General features: G+C 64.2%; 20 protein-coding genes and 1 tRNA gene. 16 read left to right on the plus strand and 5 right to left on the minus strand.

Annotated features, from left to right (window positions below; genetic code table 11):
* The first annotated feature begins 9 nt into the window (after window positions 1–9).
* From DW195_RS01775 to DW195_RS01800, 6 genes are all read left to right on the plus strand, one after another.
* Window positions 10–942 carry a 1-phosphofructokinase family hexose kinase gene (locus tag DW195_RS01775; protein ID WP_099431686.1) on the plus strand — a complete coding sequence of 311 codons (933 nt, stop codon included), beginning with the start codon at window positions 10–12 and terminating at the stop codon, window positions 940–942.
* 189 nt (window positions 943–1,131) lie between these two features.
* Window positions 1,132–2,064, plus strand: coding sequence for a 1-phosphofructokinase family hexose kinase (locus DW195_RS01780; RefSeq protein WP_118205626.1), 933 nt, complete (start codon window positions 1,132–1,134; stop codon window positions 2,062–2,064).
* Window positions 2,065–2,265: 201 nt separating this feature from the next.
* Window positions 2,266–3,660 carry a CCA tRNA nucleotidyltransferase gene (locus DW195_RS01785; protein ID WP_118205627.1) on the plus strand — a complete coding sequence of 465 codons (1,395 nt, stop codon included), beginning with the start codon at window positions 2,266–2,268 and terminating at the stop codon, window positions 3,658–3,660.
* Between the two features lie 127 nt (window positions 3,661–3,787).
* Window positions 3,788–3,864: transfer RNA gene (locus tag DW195_RS01790), tRNA-Glu, on the plus strand.
* A gap of 150 nt (window positions 3,865–4,014) precedes the next feature.
* Window positions 4,015–5,322 carry a lysylphosphatidylglycerol synthase transmembrane domain-containing protein gene (locus DW195_RS01795; RefSeq protein WP_118205628.1) on the plus strand — a complete coding sequence of 436 codons (1,308 nt, stop codon included), beginning with the start codon at window positions 4,015–4,017 and terminating at the stop codon, window positions 5,320–5,322.
* Between the two features lie 116 nt (window positions 5,323–5,438).
* Window positions 5,439–6,050, plus strand: coding sequence for a TetR/AcrR family transcriptional regulator (locus DW195_RS01800; protein WP_158567875.1), 612 nt, complete (start codon window positions 5,439–5,441; stop codon window positions 6,048–6,050).
* Window positions 6,051–6,162: 112 nt separating this feature from the next.
* Here DW195_RS01800 and DW195_RS01805 read toward each other — a convergent pair whose 3' ends face one another.
* The 5 genes from DW195_RS01805 to DW195_RS01825 form a co-directional block, all read right to left on the minus strand.
* On the minus strand, window positions 6,163–7,344 hold the full coding sequence (locus DW195_RS01805; protein ID WP_233540782.1) for an ABC transporter ATP-binding protein: 1,182 nt from the start codon (window positions 7,342–7,344) through the stop codon (window positions 6,163–6,165).
* On the minus strand, window positions 7,345–8,367 hold the full coding sequence (locus DW195_RS01810) for an iron ABC transporter permease (protein WP_118205631.1): 1,023 nt from the start codon (window positions 8,365–8,367) through the stop codon (window positions 7,345–7,347). It lies immediately after the preceding gene.
* 22 nt (window positions 8,368–8,389) lie between these two features.
* Window positions 8,390–9,961, minus strand: coding sequence for an ABC transporter substrate-binding protein (locus DW195_RS01815; RefSeq protein ID WP_147356473.1), 1,572 nt, complete (start codon window positions 9,959–9,961; stop codon window positions 8,390–8,392).
* Between the two features lie 4 nt (window positions 9,962–9,965).
* A complete protein-coding gene (locus DW195_RS01820; protein ID WP_118205633.1) occupies window positions 9,966–10,499 on the minus strand; it encodes a hypothetical protein in 534 nt (177 codons plus the stop codon).
* A gap of 145 nt (window positions 10,500–10,644) precedes the next feature.
* On the minus strand, window positions 10,645–11,571 hold the full coding sequence (locus DW195_RS01825; protein ID WP_118205634.1) for a sirohydrochlorin cobaltochelatase: 927 nt from the start codon (window positions 11,569–11,571) through the stop codon (window positions 10,645–10,647).
* 458 nt (window positions 11,572–12,029) lie between these two features.
* On the opposite strand from DW195_RS01825, the gene cobM reads away from it, so the two are divergent.
* Genes cobM through cobS form a run of 10 tightly spaced genes read left to right on the plus strand, consistent with a single transcriptional unit; the run spans window position 12,030 to window position 21,861 of the window.
* Entirely contained in the window at window positions 12,030–12,821 is a 792-nt protein-coding gene (gene cobM, locus DW195_RS01830) for a precorrin-4 C(11)-methyltransferase (protein WP_089571784.1), read from the plus strand.
* 1 nt (window position 12,822) lies between these two features.
* Entirely contained in the window at window positions 12,823–14,007 is a 1,185-nt protein-coding gene (cbiD, locus tag DW195_RS01835; RefSeq protein ID WP_233540783.1) for a cobalt-precorrin-5B (C(1))-methyltransferase CbiD, read from the plus strand.
* Complete coding sequence (cobI, locus tag DW195_RS01840; protein ID WP_118205635.1) at window positions 14,000–14,689, plus strand: precorrin-2 C(20)-methyltransferase; 690 nt, start codon at window positions 14,000–14,002, stop codon at window positions 14,687–14,689. The genes cbiD and cobI overlap by 8 nt, the downstream gene beginning before the upstream one ends.
* Window positions 14,690–15,823 carry a cobalt-precorrin 5A hydrolase gene (locus tag DW195_RS01845; RefSeq protein WP_117637723.1) on the plus strand — a complete coding sequence of 378 codons (1,134 nt, stop codon included), beginning with the start codon at window positions 14,690–14,692 and terminating at the stop codon, window positions 15,821–15,823.
* Window positions 15,823–16,566, plus strand: coding sequence for a precorrin-3B C(17)-methyltransferase (cobJ, locus tag DW195_RS01850; RefSeq protein ID WP_118205636.1), 744 nt, complete (start codon window positions 15,823–15,825; stop codon window positions 16,564–16,566). Before DW195_RS01845 ends, cobJ begins: the two co-directional genes overlap by 1 nt.
* Entirely contained in the window at window positions 16,554–18,026 is a 1,473-nt protein-coding gene (cbiE, locus tag DW195_RS01855; RefSeq protein ID WP_118205637.1) for a precorrin-6y C5,15-methyltransferase (decarboxylating) subunit CbiE, read from the plus strand. The genes cobJ and cbiE overlap by 13 nt, the downstream gene beginning before the upstream one ends.
* Complete coding sequence (locus DW195_RS01860) at window positions 18,023–19,405, plus strand: cobyrinate a,c-diamide synthase (RefSeq protein ID WP_233540784.1); 1,383 nt, start codon at window positions 18,023–18,025, stop codon at window positions 19,403–19,405. The genes cbiE and DW195_RS01860 overlap by 4 nt, the downstream gene beginning before the upstream one ends.
* Window positions 19,398–20,540 carry a nicotinate-nucleotide--dimethylbenzimidazole phosphoribosyltransferase gene (locus DW195_RS01865; protein ID WP_118205638.1) on the plus strand — a complete coding sequence of 381 codons (1,143 nt, stop codon included), beginning with the start codon at window positions 19,398–19,400 and terminating at the stop codon, window positions 20,538–20,540. The genes DW195_RS01860 and DW195_RS01865 overlap by 8 nt, the downstream gene beginning before the upstream one ends.
* The gene (locus DW195_RS01870; RefSeq protein WP_118205639.1) at window positions 20,537–21,085 is read left to right on the plus strand and encodes a bifunctional adenosylcobinamide kinase/adenosylcobinamide-phosphate guanylyltransferase; all 549 of its coding nucleotides are present in this window, start codon (window positions 20,537–20,539) and stop codon (window positions 21,083–21,085) included. The genes DW195_RS01865 and DW195_RS01870 overlap by 4 nt, the downstream gene beginning before the upstream one ends.
* Window positions 21,082–21,861, plus strand: a complete 780-nt coding sequence (gene cobS / locus DW195_RS01875; protein ID WP_118205640.1) for an adenosylcobinamide-GDP ribazoletransferase — start codon at window positions 21,082–21,084, stop codon at window positions 21,859–21,861. Before DW195_RS01870 ends, cobS begins: the two co-directional genes overlap by 4 nt.
* The last annotated feature ends 10 nt before the right edge of the window (window positions 21,862–21,871 follow it).

Here is a 21,871-nt window from a genome sequence, read left to right on the forward strand (position 1 = left end):
GTACTGTAAATGTTCTACACGCTAACCGCTAACCCGGCTGTCGACATGACGGTTTCGAGCTCTCCGCTCGAGCCCGACGAGAACGTCCGCACCGGCTCGGCCAGCTACACGGCCAACGGCAAGGGCCTCGACGTGTCCTTCGCCTTTAAGAAGATGGGCGTCGATACCGTCGCGCTCGGCTTCTTCGCCGGCTTCACGGGCAAGTTTATCGTCGAGGAGGTCATGAACCTGGGTTGCCTCTGCCGCCCGGTCTGGACCGACGGTATCACGCGCATCAACACCTACGTCAACGATGGCCAGCACGAGTACGGCATCCTGAACCCCGGTGCTCCGATCACGCCGCAGCATCAGGAGGAGCTCTACAACATCCTGGACACCGCGGGCGACCTTGAGTGCCTGATCGTCTCCGGCTCCGTGCCTCCCAAAGCTACGCCCGACTTCCTGGCTCAGGTCATGGAGCACGCTCAGGCCCGTGGCGCCGACGTCGTCCTGGACCTGTCCTCCGACAAGCTCAAGGAGCTCGCTCACAAGAAGCCGCTGCTCATCAAGCCGAACCATCACGAGATGAAGGCTATCTTCGGTGTGCCGGTCGACACCGACGACGAGGTCCGCGTTGCCATGAAGCTGGCTCACGAGGCCGGCGTCCAGAACGTGCTGCTCACCCGTGGTAGCCGCGGTGACGCTTACTTCTCCAACGGCGAGGACATCTGGTATGCCAAGCGTGAGTTCAACATCAAGCTGGTCTCTTCCGTCTGCGCCGGCGACTGCACCCTCGCTGCGTTCCTGCACAAGTGGTACAGGGATCGCGACAACGTCGAGGAGGCCATGAAGCTCGCTATGGCCACCGGCGCCAACGTTGCCGAGTCCGTCGGCATTGGCGACTTCGGTCACGTTGACGAGTACAGCAAGCGTGTTGCTGTTCGCAAGCTCGATCGTCAGTAATCGAAACGCGACATATTCGCGCGCATGCGGCGCCCCGGTTTCGGCCGGGGCGCCTTTTTTGTTCTGTCATGGGGGAGACATGTTCTGCCGTACTTCATCGCTTCCACACCGTTCACCGAGTTGTTGTAGCCTTTTATCGATGCGTGGAATATACTTTCATTAACTCGTTGCCTTGTGAAAGGAACATTCATGATTTATACGCTCACTGCAAATCCTGCCATTGACTACAACATCGCCTGCGACGGCCTTTCGGCCAACACCGTCACCCGCACGCGTAACGCGGTCTACACGCCCAACGGCAAGGGCCTCAACGTCTCGTTCACCCTCGATCACTACGGCGTCGACACCACAATCCTGGGCTTTTTTGCCGGCTTCTCGGGCGAGTTCATCGTCAAGGGCGCCGAGGCCCTGGGCGTGCCCGTCAAGCCCGTGTGGACCGACGGCATTACGCGCGTCAACGTCTTCCTCAACGCCGGTCCCGATACCGAGTACAACATGGTCAACGCCGGTGCCGCCATCAACGAGGCCAACGAGCAGGAGATGTTTGAGCTCATCGATTCACTCGACGATATGACCTGCCTGGTCATCAGCGGCTCGCTGCCTCCCAACACCTCCGAGGGTTTCCTGGCCGAGGTGCTTCGCCGTGTTAAGGCAAAGGGCGCCGAGTTCGTGCTCGATATCTCGAGCCATCAGCTGGCCGACCTTATTGCCATGGAGCCGTTGCTCATTAAGCCCAACGACGACGAGCTGCTCGACATCTTTGGCATTAAGGTGAGCGGTGGCGACGACGAGTCTGTCAAGGGCGCGATGGCCGAGCTGCATGCCAAGGGCGCCAAGAACGTGTTGCTGACCCTCGGCGGTGCCGGTGCATACTTCTCCAACGGGGAGCACATCTGGTTTGCCAAGCGCACCTTCGACGTCAAGCTGCTGTCGACGGTCTGCGCCGGCGATTCCTCGCTGGCCGCTTTCCTGTCCGTGTGGCACGACGCTCCCGAGCGCGTCGAGGACGCCCTGCGCCTCTCGATGGCCACCGGCGCCAACGTGGTCGAGTGCCCGGGCCTGGGCGACTTTGCCAAGGTCGATGAGTATCAGAAGGGCATTGCCATCCGTCAGGTCTGCTAGCGCAACGTACGGGCCTTGGTTTCTTGCTTTGTTGAGCACCCGTCTCGGATTACCGAGGCGGGTGCTTTTTCATTTTGGTAGCCGAGGACTTGGCACTCAATCACGCGAGATGTGGGTTCGCGTGTGCGCCCGCTCTCGTTTCTTGCTAGACTTCTTGGGAACCGTCAATCGATACGCCCGCAAGTGCAGGAGGCCACAGGAATGTGCAATGTTTCGCTTAACGCTACGCAGCCGTCAGCCGCCTCTCTGCGCGTGTTGCGAGCCCTCGAGGATGCCGGTCTTGAGGCCTGGTATGTTGGCGGTTGGGTGCGTGACGCGCTGATGGGATGCCCCAGCCACGATGTAGATATGTGCTGCAGCGGCCTGTGGCAGGAGTCCAAAGAGGCGCTCGAAGCGGCTGATATTGCCGTGGTTGAGTCGGGCATTAAATTTGGCGGCATCACCGCCATTTGCGATGGCGAGCGCATTGAGGTCACCACCTATCGCCTGGACGGCTTCTATACCGATGGGCGCCATCCTCAGAGTGTGGAGCGTGCCGCTTCGCTCGAGGACGATCTGGCGCGTCGTGACTTTACCGTTAATGCCATGGCCTGGCATCCCGAGTGCGGGCTTGTCGACCGCTACGACGGCCAGGGTGATCTGGAGCGAAAGCTGATTCGTGCCGTCGGCAATCCCAAGCGCCGCTTTAACGAGGATGCCCTGCGCATGCTGCGTGCGGTGCGTTTTGCCTGCCGCCTGGACTTTGTGATTGAGCCCGAGACTAAGCGCGCCCTTGCCGAGTGCGCGCCGCAGCTCGATGCCGTGGCGCGCGAGCGCGTGGGTATTGAGCTCGAGGGTATCCTTTCGACCGGCCACGGGGGAGACGCCATGCTGCGCTACCCCGAGCTCATCTGCGCCGCCGTACCAGAGCTTGCGCCGGCTCGTGGGTTTGACCAGCGCAGTGTCTATCATGCGTTTAACGTCTACGAGCATATCGCCCGTGTGCTGACGGTGGCGGGGGAGTTGGCGCTGTGCGACGGCGTTACACCCTCAATGAGCCTTATGTGGGCGGCGTTTTTGCACGATGTGTCCAAGCCCGAGTGTTTCACGGTCGATCACGCCGGCAGCGGACACTTCTACGGTCATCCCGAGCTCGGCGCCAAGAAAGCGCGCGTCATTATGGATCGCCTGGCGCTCTCGCACGACCTGGTGCGCGACGTGTGCCTGCTCATCAAATATCACGACAAGCCGCTGCGCCCCGAGCGCTCCTGCCTGCTCAATATGATGCGCGCGCTTTCGGGCGAGGGCGTCGACACGCCGCGTTTGATGGACGAGCTCATGGATCTTAAGCGTGCTGACACACTTGGCAAGGCCCCGTCGTGCTTCTATTACGTTGAGACGATTGAGGAGATGCGCGCGATGGCGCACGAGCTGCTGAAGGCGGGGGAGCCCTATACGCTCAAGATGCTCGCCATCAACGGCAGCGACCTGATCCGTGCCGGAGTCAAGCCCGGGCCGGAACTGGGGCAGCTACTCAACTCCGCCCTCGACGCCGTGATCGAAGACAACATCCCCAACGAGCGCGAAGCTCTTTTGGTCCATCTCAACTTGAATTAGCTACCCAGTTAACCTGTGTGTTCCATAACCTGCCGACAATTTTTCGGCAATTTGGAATTTCTTCTTGCGCTGATGATTTTTGTCCCGTAATATATTTCCTCGCAGCACGGCAGTGCAGATGTCATGTGGCCCGTTCGTCTAGCGGTTTAGGACGCCGCCCTCTCAAGGCGGAGATCACCAGTTCGAATCTGGTACGGGCTACCACGCATCTGATACCCGGACTTCCCATGGAAGGCCGGGTTTTTTATTTTCAAACAACCGTCTGCAATTCCCGTTTGAACCAGAGCTTTGCGTTCTGCTTATGGTCCTTGCGGGTACAATATCCAAGATATTTTGACTGTTAGAAGGAGTCTCATGACGGAGTCCTCTCAGCATACGTCTAAGCCCCAGGTTGAGGTTGAGGCCTCGGGCGGAGATGACAATAAGAGCGCACGCCGCGGCGCCATCTTTATCGGCGTCGTGCTGGTGGGTTATATCGTCTATCTGGTGGTAACCGGGCAGATGGGGCAGTTCTGGGCCGCTATGTCGAGCGTGCAGGCGTCATGGCTCTTTGTCGCGTGTCTTTGCATGTTCATGTATCTGTTCTTTGGCATTGTGGCCTATGCGATCGCCGTATGGCTCGACCCCAATTCACCCGTCGGCATTCGCGACCTGATTTCGGTCGAGGCGAGTGGCATCTTCTTTGGCAACCTCACACCTATGATGATGGGCTCGACTCCCGCCCAGATCTACCGCCTGACCAAGGCGGGCCAAAATGTCGGCGAGGCTGGCGCCACGCAGTTCACACGCTTTATCGTGTACCAGTTTGGCCTCGTTGCCTGGGGCGCTATCCTACTGCTTGCTCGCATGCCGTTTTTTGCCGAGCGCTATGGCGACATGACGCTGCTGTGCGTCTTTAGCTTTGGTGGGCACTGCTGCATCTTGCTGGGCATCTTCGCCGTCGCGCTCATGCCTAAGACCGTCACGCGCGTTGCCCATTGCATCATCAATTGGCTTGAGCGCATTGGTGTCTCGGCCACTAAGATCGAGGGATGGCGCACGTTTGTCGATGGCGAGATCTACTCCTTCTCCGAGAAGTTCAAGCTTTCGGCCGGACATTTTTCTTCCATGCTGCTCACCGTGTTTATCACCATGCTGCAGCTCGCGTTTTTCTATCTGGTGCCGTATTTCCTGATGCTTGCCTTTGGCCACCACGAGGTCGACTTTTTCTCGGTCATGGCCGCGAGCGCCTTTGTCCAGCTGCTGAGCTCTGCGGTTCCCTTGCCCGGTGGAACTGGTGGCGCTGAGGGCGGCTTTGCATTGTTCTTGGGTCATTTCTTTGGGTCGGCTTCGACCGCCGGCTATCTGCTGTGGCGCCTCATTACGTTTATTGCGCCGACCATTTTGGCTGCGCCCCTGCTGGGACTTAAGAGCGCCCACAACGAGAGCATCCATGCGCGCTGGGATCGCGTGATGCGCAAACTCGGCCGCACGTCTCAGACGCCCTCTGCGCCCACTAAGCCGCACCCCACGAATGCGGTTACCGTTGATCCCAAGAAGCACGCTCAGAAGGCTTCTGGGACCGCTAAGCCGGCTCATAAAGCCTATGTGCGCCAGACAGGTGACGGTATTTGCGTATCTCCGTCGGCACTCAATAAGAAGAAGCACCCTAAGTCGCAGTAGGGCAGTCGTGCGTTCTTCATGATGCTGGGCATATTTGTGCTGTATGGGGGATAATCCTCTTACGTAGATTATCTCTCATCTGTTGATGAATGCCCGTATATCGAAGGGACACGCCCATGGCCACCAGCAAACCGCGTATTGATCGCCGCATTGTTCGCAGCCGCAATGCCATCCTTTCCGCTTTCGAGCGCCTGCTCATGGAAAAGCCGCTGGCAGACATTACGGTGAGTGCCATCGCACGCGAGGCCAATGTCGACCGCAAAACCTTCTACGTGCACTTTGGCACGGTTGACGGCCTGCTCGATGCCATTGCCGTCGATGTGGTGGAGATGATTGTCGACTCGGTCGAGAAAACGCTTGCTTCCATGGACGGCGACACCAACGAGCGTGCCCTGGGCGCGGCGGCGACATTCTTTAAAACCGTTAACGAGGCACTGTGCAACAACTTGGTGCTCAATCGTCAGCTGATCGAGAACATTCCGCTCGATGATTTTATGGCTCGTCTTCGTGCGCCGCTCGAGCACGAGATTGCCGAGCGCGATCTGCTGCCCCAAGGTCTCAAGGACGAGATGTTCGATTACTATCTGGCGTTTTTGCTGTCGGGTATTATCGGTATCTATCGCACGTGGGCGCTGTCTGACGGCTCGGTTCCTATCGAGCGTGTCTCGGAGGTTGCTAATAATCTGACGTTGAGTGGTCTTTCGAGTTTGGAATCTCGCTTGGATTAGGTCTAGTTGGGCTCGTCGGCGTGGAAATTCCTGTTCACGAGGTTCTCCGGCGCCTTGGAGACCTCGCCGGCGTAGGAGCTATAGCCTGAGGATCCTTAAATGAAAGTCCAGTTTATCCTTCCCACTCCAATTGGGAATCCTCCGATGCGCCTTCGCACGCTCGCATGACCTCGATACCATGCGAGCGCGCGAACTCGACGAGCTCTGCGTTGCGGGCGTTTATGGTGCCGAAGGCGGCGGGGCACACGATAAGGCGCGCGCAGTGGACGAGGAGCTCTTTGGCGCGGGCTATGGTTTTATCCCCGATCGGCTCGAAGGCGCGCTCGGCCACGCATTCCGTCGCCAGGTCGCGCGCGAGCTCGCAGTCGATGTCCCCTTCGTGCAGAACGCCCGCGTAGAACGCCTTGCCCTGCCGGATGAGCTTGCGAAACACAGCCGACCCCGTACCTGCGCCGGCGATGACGAACGTGTGCGCATCGCCGTGCGGACGCCCAATTTCTACGCTGCTGAAGCGCTCGTTGAAGGTGCCATGTTGAAGGCCGTAGAGCTCGCCAATCGTCTCGCGCGTGAATATGTCCTCGGGCGTGCCGGCGCGGAAGACCCGGCCGTCCTTCACGCAAATCACCTTGTCGGCGCTTTTCTGCGCGAGCTCGAGTTCGTGGATGGACATGATGACGGCCACATTCCGCGATTTCGCAAGGTGGCGAAGTATTCGCAGCAGGTCGATCTGGTAGCGGATATCGAGATACGACGTGGGCTCGTCGAGCACGAGCACACGCGGATCCTGCGCGATGGCGCGTGCGAGCATGACGCGCTGGCGTTGCCCGTCGCTTATCTGCATGAAGTCGCGCTCGGCGAGTTCTTCCACATGTGCGGTTTTCATGGCCTCGTCGACCCGACTATGGTCGTCGGGCGAGAGTGTGCCCATTCGCCCGGTGTAGGGATGCCTTCCCGTCTCTACGATATCGCGGCATGTGAGGAGCTCGGTCCGGGGGCGATCCGTCAGCATAACGGCAAGGTTCCTTGCGAACTCCGCCGTCTTCCATCGGGAAATCTCCCGCCCGTCGAGCTCGACCGCGCCGGCAAGCGGTGCAAGATGGCGTGTGATGGTTTTCAAGATGGTCGACTTGCCCGAGCCGTTCGGCCCGATGAGCGCCACGACGTCGCCCGCGCGAACCCCCAGATCGACGCCTTCGACTACGACCTTCTTGTCGTAGCCCGCCGACAGGTCGCTTATGCGGAAAAGCGGCGCTCCGTCAGTCTGCGTTTTGGGCCGCGGCACGAATTCCCCCATCTACCTCACCCGCTTCTTCAACATGAGCGCGATGACCACCGGCGCGCCGAAGATGGCGGTGACGGCGCTGATGGAAAGCTCGACGGGAGAGAACAGCGTGCGCGCGATCAAATCGCAGCCCGCGCAAAAGATGGCGCCTCCCAAGAAGCACGCAGGAATCACGCGGATGGGCTTCGACGACTTCAGCGCCGACTTCACGAGATGCGGAACCGCGATGCCTACGAACGACACCGGACCAGCGAACGCGGTCACGCAGGCGGAGAGCATGCTCGCTAGAAGGACGAGCACCACGCGGAAGCGTTCGACGTTCACGCCGACGCTTTTCGCGTAGGCTTCACCCAGCTGGAAGGCGGAAAGGGGCTTCGATATCGCGAATACGCATGCGCTCATGATGATCACCACGACCGCGATGACCGCTACGTCGTCCCAGCTCGAACCCGAGAAGCTACCCAAAGACCAGTTGTGCAGGTTCACGATGGACTGGTCGTCGGCGAAGGCGATGAGGAAGTTCGTCGCCGCCGAGCAGATGTATCCCACCATGACGCCCGCCACGATGAGCATGGCCATGGAACTTATGCGCCGTGCAATGAGGAGCACGAAGCCGATGGTGATAAGCGAGCCCAGAAACGCTGCGGCCACCATGGCTGGCGAGGACATGGCCTGGTTTGCGCCCAGAAGTACGATCATCGTAAGCGCGACGACGAACTTTGCGCCCGAGGAGACGCCCAAGATGAACGGGTCGGCGATGGGGTTGTTGAAAAACGTCTGCAGCAGGAACCCGGAGAGCGAAAGTGCCCCGCCGAGAAGCACGGCTGAAAGCACGCGCGGCAGGCGAATCTCCCAGATTACCTGGCTTTCCATGGAATTTGCCGCGCCGCCCGAAAGGATGCCGGGGATGTGGTCTGCGGGCACGAGCACGCTCCCGATGCACAGGTTGGCCCCGACGAGCACGATGAGGGCAACAGCGAGCAGCGCCGTCACGACGCGATACCGCGCGGCGCGCCCCGATTCGTCGTATGCCATGGAAATCCGGCTTCTCATGGTGCTAGCCGAGCTTCCTCAGATAATGGAAGTCGCTCGCGTCATCGCCGGTGAACGCCCCGTGCAGCTCGTCGATAATGTCGGCGGTAGAAGTCATCTGCTGGTACATGTCGGCGCTTGTGACCCAGACGTTGCCGTTCTTCACGGCTTTGAACTGCGACAATAACGCGTTTTTGCCTACGAAGTCGTTCAAGGTGGCAACCGATTCGTCGATGGTGCCGTTGTAGACGATGATGTCGGCATCCTTCGCCGTCGCGTAGAAGCGCTCCATTTCGAGCGTTACTGACGAACCTGACGTCGACGCCGTCTGCGCGTCATCGAGCGCGTAGCTGCCGCCTGCAAGCTCGATCATCTGCGCCACGTAGTCGCCCGCCCGCCGCGTGACGGCGGCCCCGTTCGAGTTAATGTAGAAATACGCCACGGTTTTACCTGACGACGCGAGCCCCGACGTTTGCTCGACGCGGGCCTTCTGCTCGTTGAACAGGTGCGTGGCCTCGTCTTCCTTGTCGAACAGGACGCCGAAAAGCTTAATCCACTCGACGCGTCCGAGTGCTTCGGGCTCGCTCGACGACTGTTCGGTGAGCACGACGAGCCCGAGCTTCTGCAGCTTTTCCTTCACATCGGGCGTGTGGTTGATCATGGTGTTCTCTATGGCGAGCGTGCAGCCCGAGGTCGATATTCGCTCGTAGTCGGGCGCGCTGTACTTGCCGCCGTAGGCGATCGCCCCACTTTCGAGTGCGCTTTTGAAGCCCGCGACCGAGCAATCGTCGGCCTTCGTGCCCGACATTAAGATATTGTCGTTCGCATCGAGCGCGTCGACCAGGCACATCGTTGCCGACGACACGAGGTACACCTTGTCGGCGGGGCGCCTTATGACCGCGATGTCGGAGCTCAACCCATCAGGTACCTTCGCATCTTGCGGCACCACGAGGAAGCGCTCCCCGTTCGAAATGCAGATAAGCCGCAGGCCGCCTTCGTACTCGTCGACAGTGAAGTGCTTGGCGTATTCAAGCTGAAGCGCCCCCGTCGGCTCCCAGCCGCAGCCCAAATCGGCGTTGTGGAAGTCGGCCGCGGCGCTTGAAGCCGTTCCCGCAGGGGAGCCGCCGCTTGCATCGTTGCCCGATTTCTCCTTCATGGTGGATGAGTCGAAGTGGAGCGTGTAGTCGATGGTGTGCGGCGTCGACATGGCGACGGTCTCGGCCGACACGGCGATGTCCTCGTCGAGTGTGACGGGTATCTCGAACGTGGAGTTGCCGCCGTCGTTTACGGGCGCGTAGTCCACGCCGTCGACGGTCATCTTGTCGTAGTTCGAACTCGACCAGGTGATGGTCGCGGTGTAGGTGTCGCCATCCTTCACAATTGTGGTTGGTGAGGCGATGCTTGCGCGCCCTGACCCGCCGGAAAGCGAGACGCTCACAGTGTATTCCTGAGAGCCCGCCGTGGCACCGGTCGCGTTTGGGCTCGCACTGCACCCCGCGAAGGGAAGCGCGAGCAGGGCGACGAGAACGCAGGCGATTACGCGCGCCGCGATGCTGTGGCGCTTCCTGTTTTCCCCCTTGGGAAGAATCGACCGCATGGCGTTACTTCAGTGCGTCGGCGCGCAGATCGACGCCGGCGGATTCGAATACGAGCGTGCGGTCGTACCACCGCTCCCTTTTAATGCTCCACGCGGCGCAGGCGGTGTCCTCGTCGAGCGCATCAACGGGCACGTCGTAGGTGTACTTGCCTTCCGCGTTTTCCACATAGGGGATGAAGTCGGCCTCGCTCGCGGCGGCAGCCTCGTCGCCCGTGCCCATGAAGAGCTTGCCGTAGCCCGTGCCGGAAAGTGTCATCACGCAGTGCATGGAGCCGTTTTCCACGATGAGCTGGGCGTCCACAATCCTGAACATGTTCGAGCTGGAATCTACGGTGATTGGATAGGTGCCGTCAGCCACCTTGTCGGCGGTAATGGGGGCAGCGCTTGCGCCCTCGGGCGCATCGGCCGCCTGTTCGGTCTTTTCCTGGGAATCGGCATCGCTTGCCTTTGCGCTGTCGATTGAATTTCCGCCGCAGCCGGCGAGCGAGAACGCGCAAAGCGCCGCCGACAGGGCGAAGACGAGGGTTTTCTTCAACAAGGAGGGGTTCCTTTCAATCGGTTCGACCGCCCGCGTCGTGCGGTGGGCAGGCGGGATGCGAATGAAACGGGCATGCGCCGTCAGTCGGGGAAAGGCGCATGCCCGTTGCACGGGGACACGACCGGCGCCCCCGTGCGCGGCGAGTTTACAGCTTGGCGATGGCGTCGTCCACGTGCGAGACGTAGATGTCGTCGACCGCGGCGTTCTGTCCCAGACCCTGGAGCAGGCACGTCACTTCGAAGCCGGCGGCAACGAACTTCGCAGCCCAGCTGTCGGGGTCGGTCTCGTCTGCCATGTCGTTGTTCGCGTGGTCGCCCGCGACCACCATGAACGGCGCGAGCACGGCCTTCTTGTAGCCTGCGGCGCTCGCGGCGGCGATAACATCCTCGCAGGTCGGTTCAGCCTCGACGGTGCCGACGAAGAACTGCGTCAAGCCCTCGTTCTTGAACACTTCCTGCATCTTGGCATAGTCGGCGTTGGAATCGGCTTCGGTGCCGTGGCCCATGAGGCACAGCGCCGTCTCGCCGTCGTCGAAGGACGCCATGTTCTCCTTAATGGCTGCGGCCACCTTCTTGTAGTCGTCGTCGGAGGTGAGCAGCGGGTCGCCGAGCGAGATCTTGTCGAACTTGTCGGCGTACTTGTCGAGCTCGTCTTTCACGTCGGAGTATTCCAGGCCAGCCATGAGATGCGTCGGCTGCACGACGATTTCCTTCACGCCGTCTTCCACGCAGCGGTCGAGCGCCTCGGTCATGTTGTCGATCGTAATGCCGTCGCGCTTCTTCAGCTTGTCGATAATGATCTGCGCGGTGAAGGCGCGGCGGATGTCATAGTCCTGCCAGTACTTCTCGCGGATAGCGTCTTCGATGGCGCCGATGGTGATGTGGCGCGAGTCGTTGTAGCTCGTGCCGAAGCTCGTGACGAGGATGACCGGCTTCGCGGCCTTCTCCTTTTCACTCGATTTCTCGGAACTCGCGGAGGTGTTGGAGCAGCCCGCGAGCGCGACTCCGGCGAGCGCGACGGCTCCGGTTGCTGCGGCGCCCATGAAGCCGCGGCGTGACATCTGGTCGGACATGGTTTTTCCTTTCCTCGGTTTGCCGGTCCCCCGGCGACAGTTGCTTGTCGGCACAAGCGAAAGAAAAGCGCACCCCTCGGGGTTCACAAGGAGCTAACGCCACGGCGATGCCGTGAGGAAAAGGCGAAGCAGTCTGGCTTGGGGCGCGAGGCGGTTCGCCCGCGCGTCCTATACAGTAATGTCCCTTGCCCAGGATTCCCACCTGGTTCCCTCCGCAAGCCAGCGCGGGCTGTGCGGGCGCCGCGCCGGTCATTTCCTTTTATCCGATTGTCATATGCTCGTTGCCGAAACTTTTACTATGATAGTGGGCACTTGTGAACGTGTCAAAGCCAGGGCGGGCCGCATTGCGCCTCCTGCCTGCGTATTTGCGCCGATTGCCGCCGCAGGCGCCGTGTTTTGCCCGCTGCGCGAATGGCGGCGTAAACGGTTGCGATGAGAAACGGGAAGGGAAGGCTCGGATGATTCATATCGTTGGCGCAGGCTCGGGCGCCGCCGACCTTATCACGCTGCGCGGGGCGCGCCTTCTGCGCGCGGCCGACGTGGTCGTTTGGGCGGGAAGCCTTGTGAACCCCGAGCTGCTCGCCGAGTGCAAGGAATCCTGCGTCGTCTACGACAGCGCGCACATGACCTTGGAGGAAGTGCTCGACGTGATGTGCGCGGCAGATGCGCGGGGCGAGGAAGTGGTGCGCCTGCACACGGGCGACCCGTGCCTGTACGGCGCCATCCAGGAGCAGATGGACGCACTCGACGCGCGCGGCGTGGACTACGAGGTGGTGCCCGGCGTGTCGAGCTTTTGCGGTGCCGCGGCGGCGCTTCGCCAGGAATATACGCTGCCGGGAATCAGCCAGTCGGTCGTGATCACGCGGCTTTCCGGGCGCACCCCCATGCCCGCGGGCGAGGGCATGCGCACCATGGCGGAAAGCGGCTCGACTATGGTCATCTTCCTGAGCTCGGGTATGCTCGCCGAGCTTTCCGCCGAGCTTTTGGCCGCGGGCCGCAGCTCCGACGAGCCGGCGGCGCTCGTGTACAAGGCGACCTGGCCTGAGGAGCGCGTGGTGCGATGTACGGTGGGCACGCTCGCCGATGCGGGCGCGCGAGAGGGCATCGACCGCACGGCGCTCGTGGTGGTGGGCCGCGTGCTCGGAGCTCGTGGCGGGCTTGCGCACAACGGCGCGCAAGCGGAGTCGTACGAGCGCAGCAAGCTTTACGACCCTTCGTTTGCTACGGGGTATCGAAAGGCGAGCAGCTAGCGTGGCCTTCGAGCACTACATATATACTGGGACGACCCGCCTGCGCTGCGGCTACACCACGGGGAGCTGCGCCGCGCTCGCGGCGAAGGCGGCCTGCGAGATGCTCTTGTCACGAAAGCCTGTCGGCCGCGTGTCGATCGTCACCCCCGGCGGGCTGCCCGTCGAGGCGAACGTGGTAGACGCATGTATCGGCGAGGGGTGCGCCCAGTGCGCCGTGCGAAAGGACGCAGGCGACGATGCCGATGTGACCGACGGCGTACTCGTGTACGCGCGCGTGGAACATGCGGGGTCGGGCACGGGCACTGCGGGCAGCAAGGGCGTGCCCGCGCGCGAATCGGAAGTTTCCGTCGATGGCGGCGTGGGCGTGGGGCGCGTGACGTTGCCCGGGCTCGAGCAGCCGGTGGGGGCGGCCGCCATCAACGCGACGCCGCGCGCGATGATCACTTCGGCGGTGCGCGAGGTGTGCGCCGCGCACGGCTTTTCTGGAAATATTACTGTGACGATTTCGGTACCTGAGGGTGTTGCCCTTGCCGAAAAGACCTTCAACCCACACCTGGGGATAGAAGGCGGCATCTCCATCCTGGGCACGACGGGCATCGTCGAGCCGCGCAGCCTCGCTGCCTTGCGCGACAGCATCGAGCTCGAGATCCGGCAGCATGCGGCTATGGGGCGGCGCGGCGTCGTGCTCACGCCCGGCAACTACGGCGGGCAGTTCATCTCGGGGCATTTCCACCTAAACGGTGCGCCGGTGGTCTTCATCTCCAACTTTGTGGGCGATGCGATTGATTGCTGCGTTCGCGAGGGATTTACCAATGTCCTTCTTGTGGGACACATCGGCAAGCTGGTGAAGGTTGCGGGCGGCATCATGGACACCCATTCGCGTACCGCCGACTGCCGCGCGGAGATTCTGGCCGCCCACGCGGCCTTGGCCGGTGCGGGCGCGAAGACCGTGCGCGAGATTATGTCCTCGGTCACGACCACGGCGGCGCTCGAGGTAATCGAGGCCGCCGGCGTGGGGGACGCTGCGCGCGCCTCGCTCGCTGCGGCAATCGAGGACAGGTTGCGCCGCCGCGCGGCGGGCGCATGCGACATCGCCGCGGTCGTGTTTGACGCCGAGCGCCGCGAGCTTTTCCGCACGTCGGGCGCCGATGCAGTTATCGGGGAATTGGGGGCGACGTATGATTAAAGGCGTGCTGTACGGGGTGGGCACGGGGCCTGGCGACCCCGAGCTGCTCACGATCAAGGCCGTCCGCACAATCGAATCGTATCCGGTCATCGCCGCACCGCAGACGGCGGACGGGGCCATGGTCGCGCTCGACATCGTGCGCGGTGCCGTCGACTTTACAGGCAAGACGGTGATCCCCGTGCGATTCTCGATGACGCGCGACGCCGAGCGCCGCGCGGCCGAGCGTGCCTTGCTTGTTCGCGAGCTTGTCGCGCACCTGGATGCGGTCCGCGACGTCGCGCTGCTGAACCTGGGGGACCCGAGCATCTACGCCACCTTCCAGCGCATAGCGCCCGACGTGCGCGCCCGCGGGTTTGAGGCGCGCGTCATTCCCGGCGTGCCGAGCTTCTGCGCGGTCGCCGCGGCGCTCGAGCGCGACCTCACGCCCGAGATGTCGTCGCCTCTGCACATCGTGCCCGGCGGCTACGACGACGTGCACCGCGCAATCGGTTGGCCGGGGACGAAGGTGGTCATGAAGGCGCGCCGCTCGCTTGCGGACACGAAGCGCATCCTTCGCGAGGAGGGCGCCTTCGACGGTGCCGAGCTCGTAGAGGACTGTGGGCTTCCGGGCGAGCGCGTGTACCGCTCGCTCGACGATGTGCCCGATCGGGGCAGCTACTTCTCGACGATGGTGGTGCGCTAGATGAGGGTTTCCTGCATAGCGTTCACTGAGAGGGGATATGCGTTGGCGGAGCGCACCGCACGCGCGCTTTCCGATTGCGCGCAGACAGGTGAAGATGACCCTGGCTGGGACGTTTCCGTTTCGCGCGGGTTCGGCGAGGGGAAGGCCGACCTACGCGCATGGACGGCGCTCGCGTGGGAAGCGTCGGACGCGCTTCTGTTCGTGGGCGCGGCGGGCATCGCCGTGCGGGCGATCGCGCCGCATGTCGCCTCGAAGGCAACCGATTCCGCGGTTGTGGTGATCGACGAGGCGGGGCGCTTTGCCGTCCCACTTTTGTCGGGGCATTTGGGCGGTGCGAACGAGCTTGCGCAAACTGTGGCACGCGCGGCAGGGGCCATCCCCGTCATCACCACGGCGACCGACGTCCGCGGCGTGTGGGCGGTGGATACGTGGGCGCGCTGTGCGGGGCTCGCTGTTTCGAATCCCGAGGCTATCAAGCGAGTGTCGGCACGGCTGCTTTCGGGCGGGCGCGTGGCGCTCTATTCCGACATGCCGATTTCGGGACAGCCGCCTGAGGGGGTTGACATTGCGTCCGACCGCGCTCGGGCCGATATCGTCGTGTCGCCGTTCGCTGGCGCGAATGCAGGTGCGTCCGTTCGCGCGGCGGAGACAACGGGCGAGGTCGTACCCGCCGGTGAGACGGGGAAGCCGGCGGGCGTGCGGGCTCAGGCGCCTGCGCCCGAGCCGCTTCGCCTTGTCGTGCCCTGCATCGTTGTGGGCATAGGGTGCCGCCGCGGTGCGTGCGCCGAAGCGATCGGGGAGGCGTTTCTTCTCGCGTGCGGGCAGGCGGGTATCTCGCCTTCGGCCGTGTGCGAGGCGGCGACGATCGACGTGAAGGCGCGCGAGGAGGGTCTGCTCGCCTTCTGCCGCGCGCGCAATATCCCGCTCGCGACGTATTCCGCAGAGGAGTTGTCGCAGGTCGAAGGCAGCGTTTCGCCATCTGATTTCGTGCGCGCGACGGTGGGAGTCGACAACGTGTGCGAGCGTGCGGCGCTCGCGGACGGGGGCATACTTATCTTCCCGAAGCTCGCTCACGGCGGCGTGACCGTCGCGTTTTCCAAGGTAACTATCGAACTTTCGTTTAAGGAGCGGTGATGGGAAAGCTCTTCGTGGTGGGGATCGGCCCGGGCGGCCCCGACGGCATGACGATTGCGGCTCGGCGCGCGCTCGAGGCGGTCGACATCGTTGTGGGGTACACGAGATACGTGGAGCTCGCGCTCGCCGCCGTGCCCGACGCGGCGCGTCTCGCGACGCCGATGATGCACGAGGTCGAACGGTGCCGCGTGGCGCTTTCGCGCGCGCAGAGTGGAGAAGCGGTGGCGCTCGTGTGCAGCGGTGACGCGGGCGTGTATGGCATGGCGAGCCCCGTGCTGGAGCTTGCGGAGGACTACCCCGATGTAGACGTGGAAGTTATCGCCGGGGCCACCGCGGCTCAGAGCGGGTCGGCGGTGCTCGGCGCCCCGCTTGCCCACGATTTCGCGGTCGTGTCGCTTTCCGACCTGCTCACGCCGTGGGAGGTCATCGAACACAGGCTCGCCGCCGTGGCGAGCGCCGACTTCTGCATCTGTTTGTACAACCCGCGCAGCAGAAAGCGCGCCGACAGGCTCTCGCGCGCGGCGAAGATTATGCTCGAATGGAAGGCCCCCGACACGCTCTGCGGTTGGGTACGCAACATCGGGCGCGAGGGGCAGCAATCGGGCATGTGCAGGCTCTCCGAGCTGGGGGAGTTCGACGCCGACATGTTCACTACCGTGTTCGTCGGCAACGCGGACACGAAGCGCGTAGGCGGCCGTATGGTCACGCCGCGCGGGTATCGGGAGATTCCATGCGAAAGGTAACGATCATCGGGGCGGGGCCCGGAAACCCCGACTTGCTCTCGCGCGCGGCGCTCGACGCGATCGACATCGCCGACGTGGTCATCGGCGCTCATCGCGCGCTCGTCGGCATCGACGTGCCGCCCGACGTGGTGAGATGCGAGCTCGTTAAGACGGCGGACATCGTCGCCGCGCTCACCGATGCGGCGTCGTGGCAGCGCGCCGTGGTCGTGATGACGGGCGATGTGGGGCTGTTCAGCGGCGCGCGCCGCCTGGTGGAGGCGCTCTCCGGCGACGCGCAGGTGGACGTGCGCGTCATTCCCGGCATAAGCTCAGCGTCGTATCTCGCCGCGCGCCTCGCGCGTCCATGGCAGGATTGGCGCTTCGCGAGCGCTCACGGCGTGGCGTGCGACATCGTGGCCGAGGCCGAGCGCGCAGGTGAGCTCTTCCTCGCCACGTCGGGCGGGGAAGACCCCTCGCGGCTTTCGGGCGAGCTTGTGCAGGCTGGCTTCGGGGACGCGCGCGTGACGGTGGCCGAGCGCCTGTCGTACCCCGACGAGCGCATCACCTGCGCGACCGCAAGTGAAATCGCAGGTCAGACGTTCGACGACTTGAACGTGATGCTTATCGAGTTCGCAGGCTGCGCCGGTTCGCCTGCGGGCTCTAGCGCAGCCTCCGAGACGCCGGCCGGCGCGTCTGCGCCCGCGGCGGCTTCTTTCGCGGCGGACTCTGCGGGCGCATCCCGCGCCGCGAGCTCCCGCTGGCCGTACGCTTCCTCGGGCATTCCCGACGAGCTCTTCATCCGCGGCGACGTTCCCATGACCAAGCAGGAGGTGCGCGCCGTCGCACTCGCGAAGCTGCGCCTTACCGCGACCGACACCGTGTGGGATGTCGGCGCCGGCACGGGGAGCGTGTCGATCGAGGCGGCGCTCGTCGCGCGAGTGGGGTCGGTATGGGCGGTCGAGCGCAACGCGGCCGGCGTGCGGCTCATCCGAGAGAACGCGGATGCATTCGGGTGCGACAACGTGCATGCGGTCTCCGGTGTCGCCCCCGATGCGCTCGCGAAACTGCCCGTCCCCGACGCCGTGTTCGTCGGCGGGAGCGCGGGCGAGCTTCCCTCCATCGTGGAGGCGGCGCTCGAGAAGAACTCGCAGGTTCGCCTGTGCGTGCCATGCGTCACCGTTGAGACGCTCACCGAGGCGTGCGCGCTCCTCTCGGATTCGCGCTTTAAGGGGTTCGAGGCGTGCCAGGTGTCGGCCGCCCGCGCCGAGGCTGTAGGCTCGCACCATCTTATGAAGGCGCAAAACCCCGTGTTCCTCGTCAGCGCGCGTGGTGCGGGCGCGGATGCCGAGGAGCTTGCCGATGTCGGGGCGCTTGTTGAGTCGCCTGTTGGGGAGGACCCCTCTACCGAGGGGAAACCATCCGTTGAGGTGGTCTCGCTTGCTAACTGCAACGCCGCAGGTGGGGAAGGCGGTGCCCGGTGAGCACGTCCATCCCGCGCTTCATGGTCGCTGCGCCCTCGAGCGGGAGCGGCAAGACGGTCGTTACGTGCGCGCTCCTGCGCGCGCTCGCGCGCCGCGGCCTCGCATGCGCGGCCTTCAAATGCGGCCCCGACTACATCGACCCGCTCTTTCATCGCCGCGTCGTGGGTGCGCGCTCGGGCAACTTAGACGGCTTCTTCACCGACGCCCCGACGCTGCGCGCCCTGCTCGCACGCGGCGCCGCGGGCGCGGATGTCGCGGTACTCGAGGGGGTTATGGGCTTCTACGACGGCATGGCGCCCGGCGTGGCCGACGCGAGTAGCTACCAGGTTGCGCGCGACACGGAAACGCCGGTCGTTTTAGTGGTGAACGGGCGCGGGGCGTCTTTATCGCTCGCCGCCGTAATCCACGGCATCGCCGAGTTCCTGCCTTGTGCGAACGTGCGCGGCGTCGTGCTGAACAAGACGAGCGCCGCTGCCTGCGCCTACGCGGCGCCTGCGATCGAGAAGCACACGGGCGTCGCGGTTTTGGGGAATATCCCCGCCGACGAGGCGTTCTCGCTCGAAAGCCGGCATCTGGGGCTTGTGACCGCCGACGAGGTCGAGCAGCTCTCCGCGCGCATCGACAAGATGGCCGAGCTGGTGGAAAAGAGCGTCGACGTCGACCGCTTGCTCGAAATAGCTGCGACGGCCCCCGATATCCGCGAGGAACCTTACCGGTTGGAGCCGATCGCGGGAGCGCGGCCCATCGTCGGCGTCGCGCGTGACGAGGCGTTCTTGTTCTACTACGAGGAGAACCTGCGCGCGCTCGAGGACCTTGGTTGCGAGCTGGCCTTTTTCAGCCCCCTGTGTGATAGCGAGTTGCCCCGGGGGACAAGCGCCCTCTATCTGGGGGGCGGCTACCCGGAGCTCCATGCGCGGCAGCTCTCCGAGAACGCGCCGATGCGCGAGGCGGTGCGGCGCGCGGTGGAATCCGGCATGCCGACGGTCGCCGAATGCGGTGGGTTTCTGTACCTGCAGCGCGAAATCGCCGATAGCGAGGGGCGTCGCTGGCCTGTTGCGGGCGCCCTTGAGGGCGCAAGCGAGAACGGGGGAAGGCTGTCCCATTTCGGGTACGTGGAGCTCACTTCCCAACGCGACGGGCTCTACGGGCCGTGCGGCACACGCATCCGCGCGCACGAGTTCCACTACTGGCAGTCCACCTGCCCGGGCGGCGACTTCTGGGCGCAGAAGCCCCGGCGCGACAAGGGCTGGCCGTGCATGACGACTATCCCGTCCCTGGTGGCGGGCTTCCCGCATGTGTACTATCCTGCTAACCCCGACGCTGCGCGCGCGTTCGCGTCTGCCGCAGCGTCGTTCGCAGAGAGGAGACAGCATGGCTGAGGCAACCGAAACCGCGCTTGCCTGCATCCGCGAGGAAGTCGGGCGCGCGTTCTCGTCGGCGCCGGGCGCCGTGCTCGAAGCCGCGCTCTCCCGGATCGCGCCCGCAGACGAGTGCGCCCGCGCCGCCGCGTACGCCGCGTGGGACTCCATCGCGCACCCCTTGGGGGGATTGGGCGACTTTGAAGACGCCGTCGCGTGTATCGCCGCAGCTCAGGGGAGCGCCGAGGTTGCCGAGTTTCCCCGTGCGCTCGCGGTATTCTTCTCCGACAACGGGGTCGTTGCCGAAGGCGTGTCGCAAAGCGGACAAGACGTGACGCGAGCCGTCGCGCGCAACATGTGCGAGGGGGCCACGAGCGCCTGCCGCATGGCGGCGTTCGCGGGTGCCGAGGTCGTGCCCGTCGACGTGGGTATGGCCCGGGGCATAGAAGACACGCGCATGGTGCGCGCGAACGTGCGGCGGGGGAGCGGCAACATCGCGCACGGCTCCGCCATGTCTCGCGATGGGGCCGTGCGCGCGATCGAGGTCGGAATCGCCGTCGCGTGCGGGCTTGCCCGCGCCGGCGTGCGCCTTCTCGCCGCGGGCGAGATGGGCATCGGCAACACGACTACCTCGGCGGCGGTGGCCGCAGTGCTCATCCGGGCGGACGCGCGGAGCCTCGTCGGGCGCGGCGCGGGGCTCTCGGACGCCTCGCTCGCGCGCAAGCGCGACGTGGTCGAGCGCGCTATCGATGCGAACTCGCCCGATCCCGCCGACCCGATCGACGTTCTCTCGAAGGTGGGCGGCTTCGACATCGCGGCGATGTGCGGCTTCTACCTGGGGGCCGCGGCCTCGAAGGCGCCGGCGCTCCTCGACGGGGTCATATCCTGCACGGCGGCCCTGTGCGCGGCGCGCCTGTGCCCCAACGCCTTGGGCTACCTCGTGGGCACCCACGCATCAAGCGAACCAGCAAGCCAGGAGCTCCTTCGCGAGCTCGGCATAAAGGCACCCCTCGACGCAGGCATGCACTTGGGCGAGGGCGCGGGCGCCATGGCGTATCTGCCTCTTCTGGATTCGGCGCTGCGCGTGTACCGGGATGGGAAGACGTTCACGGCGACTGGCATGGCTGCTTACGAGCATTTCGAGGCCGGGAAATGACGGTGACGCTCGTCATCGGCGCCGCCGCGAGCGGCAAGAGCGCCTATGCCGAGTCCCTGTGCCTCGGGCACGACGGCCCTCGCGTGTACCTGGCAACGATGGAGCCCTTCGGGGAAGAGGGCGCCCGCCGCATCGCGCGCCATCGGGCGCTGCGCGAGGGCAAGGGGTTTTCCACTCTCGAGCGCACGCGTGACGTGGGCGCCGCAGCGCCCGGGCTCCCGCGCGGCTGCACGCTTCTTTTGGAGGACGTGGGCAACCTGGTTGCGAACGAGCTCTTCGCGGAAGGCGGCTTGTCCCCACGAGACCCCGACGCTGCGGCGCGCGAGGTGCTCGGAGGCATCGAACGTCTCGCTCAGGCCGCTGCGTATACGGTGGTGGTCACCGTCGACGTGTTCGCCGATGGGATGCGCTACGATGAAGGGACCGAGGCATGGAGGCGCGCGCTCGCGCGCGTGAACGCGGGCGTGGCGGCGCTGGCCGACCGCGCAGTCGAAGTGGTATGCGGGATTCCCGTGTGGATGAAAGGTGAAGGACCTACAAGGTGAAGATAGCAGAGGCAATCGGCGCGGCGTTCGGAACGTTCTCGCGCATCCCCGTTCCGAAATCGGCCTGGACCGATTTCGGGTCAACCCATGCGCTTGCCGCGTTTCCCCTGGTGGGCCTTGCGGAAGGCTTCCTCATGACGGCATGGGGACACGTTGCGAACCTGCTCGGCGTGCCCGCGACCATCGTCGCGGCCGTGCTCGTGGCGCTGCCTGTGGCGGTGACGGGAGGCATCCACCTAGACGGGCTCTGCGACACCTCCGATGCGCTTGCAAGTTGGGCGCCGCGCGAGCGAAAGCTCGAGATCATGCACGACCCGCGGGCGGGCGCCTTTGGGGTCATCGGTGTTGTTGTGTACCTTATTCTGCAGTTTTCCCTGTTCACCGCGCTGCCGCTTACGGCGGGGGCGTTCCTCGCGCTTCTGTGCTCGCTCGTGTTCTCCCGCTCGCTTTCGGGGCTCGCCGTTGAATGCTGGCCTGCCGCGCGGGCGGACGGCATGGCCGCGGGGCTCTCGCCTGCGAAGAAGCGCGCGGCGATCGTCGTGCCGCTTTGCGCTTTCGCTGCGGCTTCGGCTGCAGGGATGGTCGCGTGCGCTCAGGCCGTCGGCGCCCTTATGGCGGTGGCGGGGCTTTTGGCGCTCGCGTGGTACCGCCATGTTGCCCTGTCCCGCTTCGGCGGGGTGACGGGGGATTTGGCCGGATGGTTTCTGCAATGGGCCGAGCTCGCGATGCTTGCCATGCTGGTGGCGGGGGGCATGCTCCTATGGTGCTCGTGGTAGGTGGCGCGCA

It is taken from the genome of Collinsella sp. AM17-1, assembly GCF_003470665.1.
Lineage (GTDB): Bacteria > Actinomycetota > Coriobacteriia > Coriobacteriales > Coriobacteriaceae > Collinsella.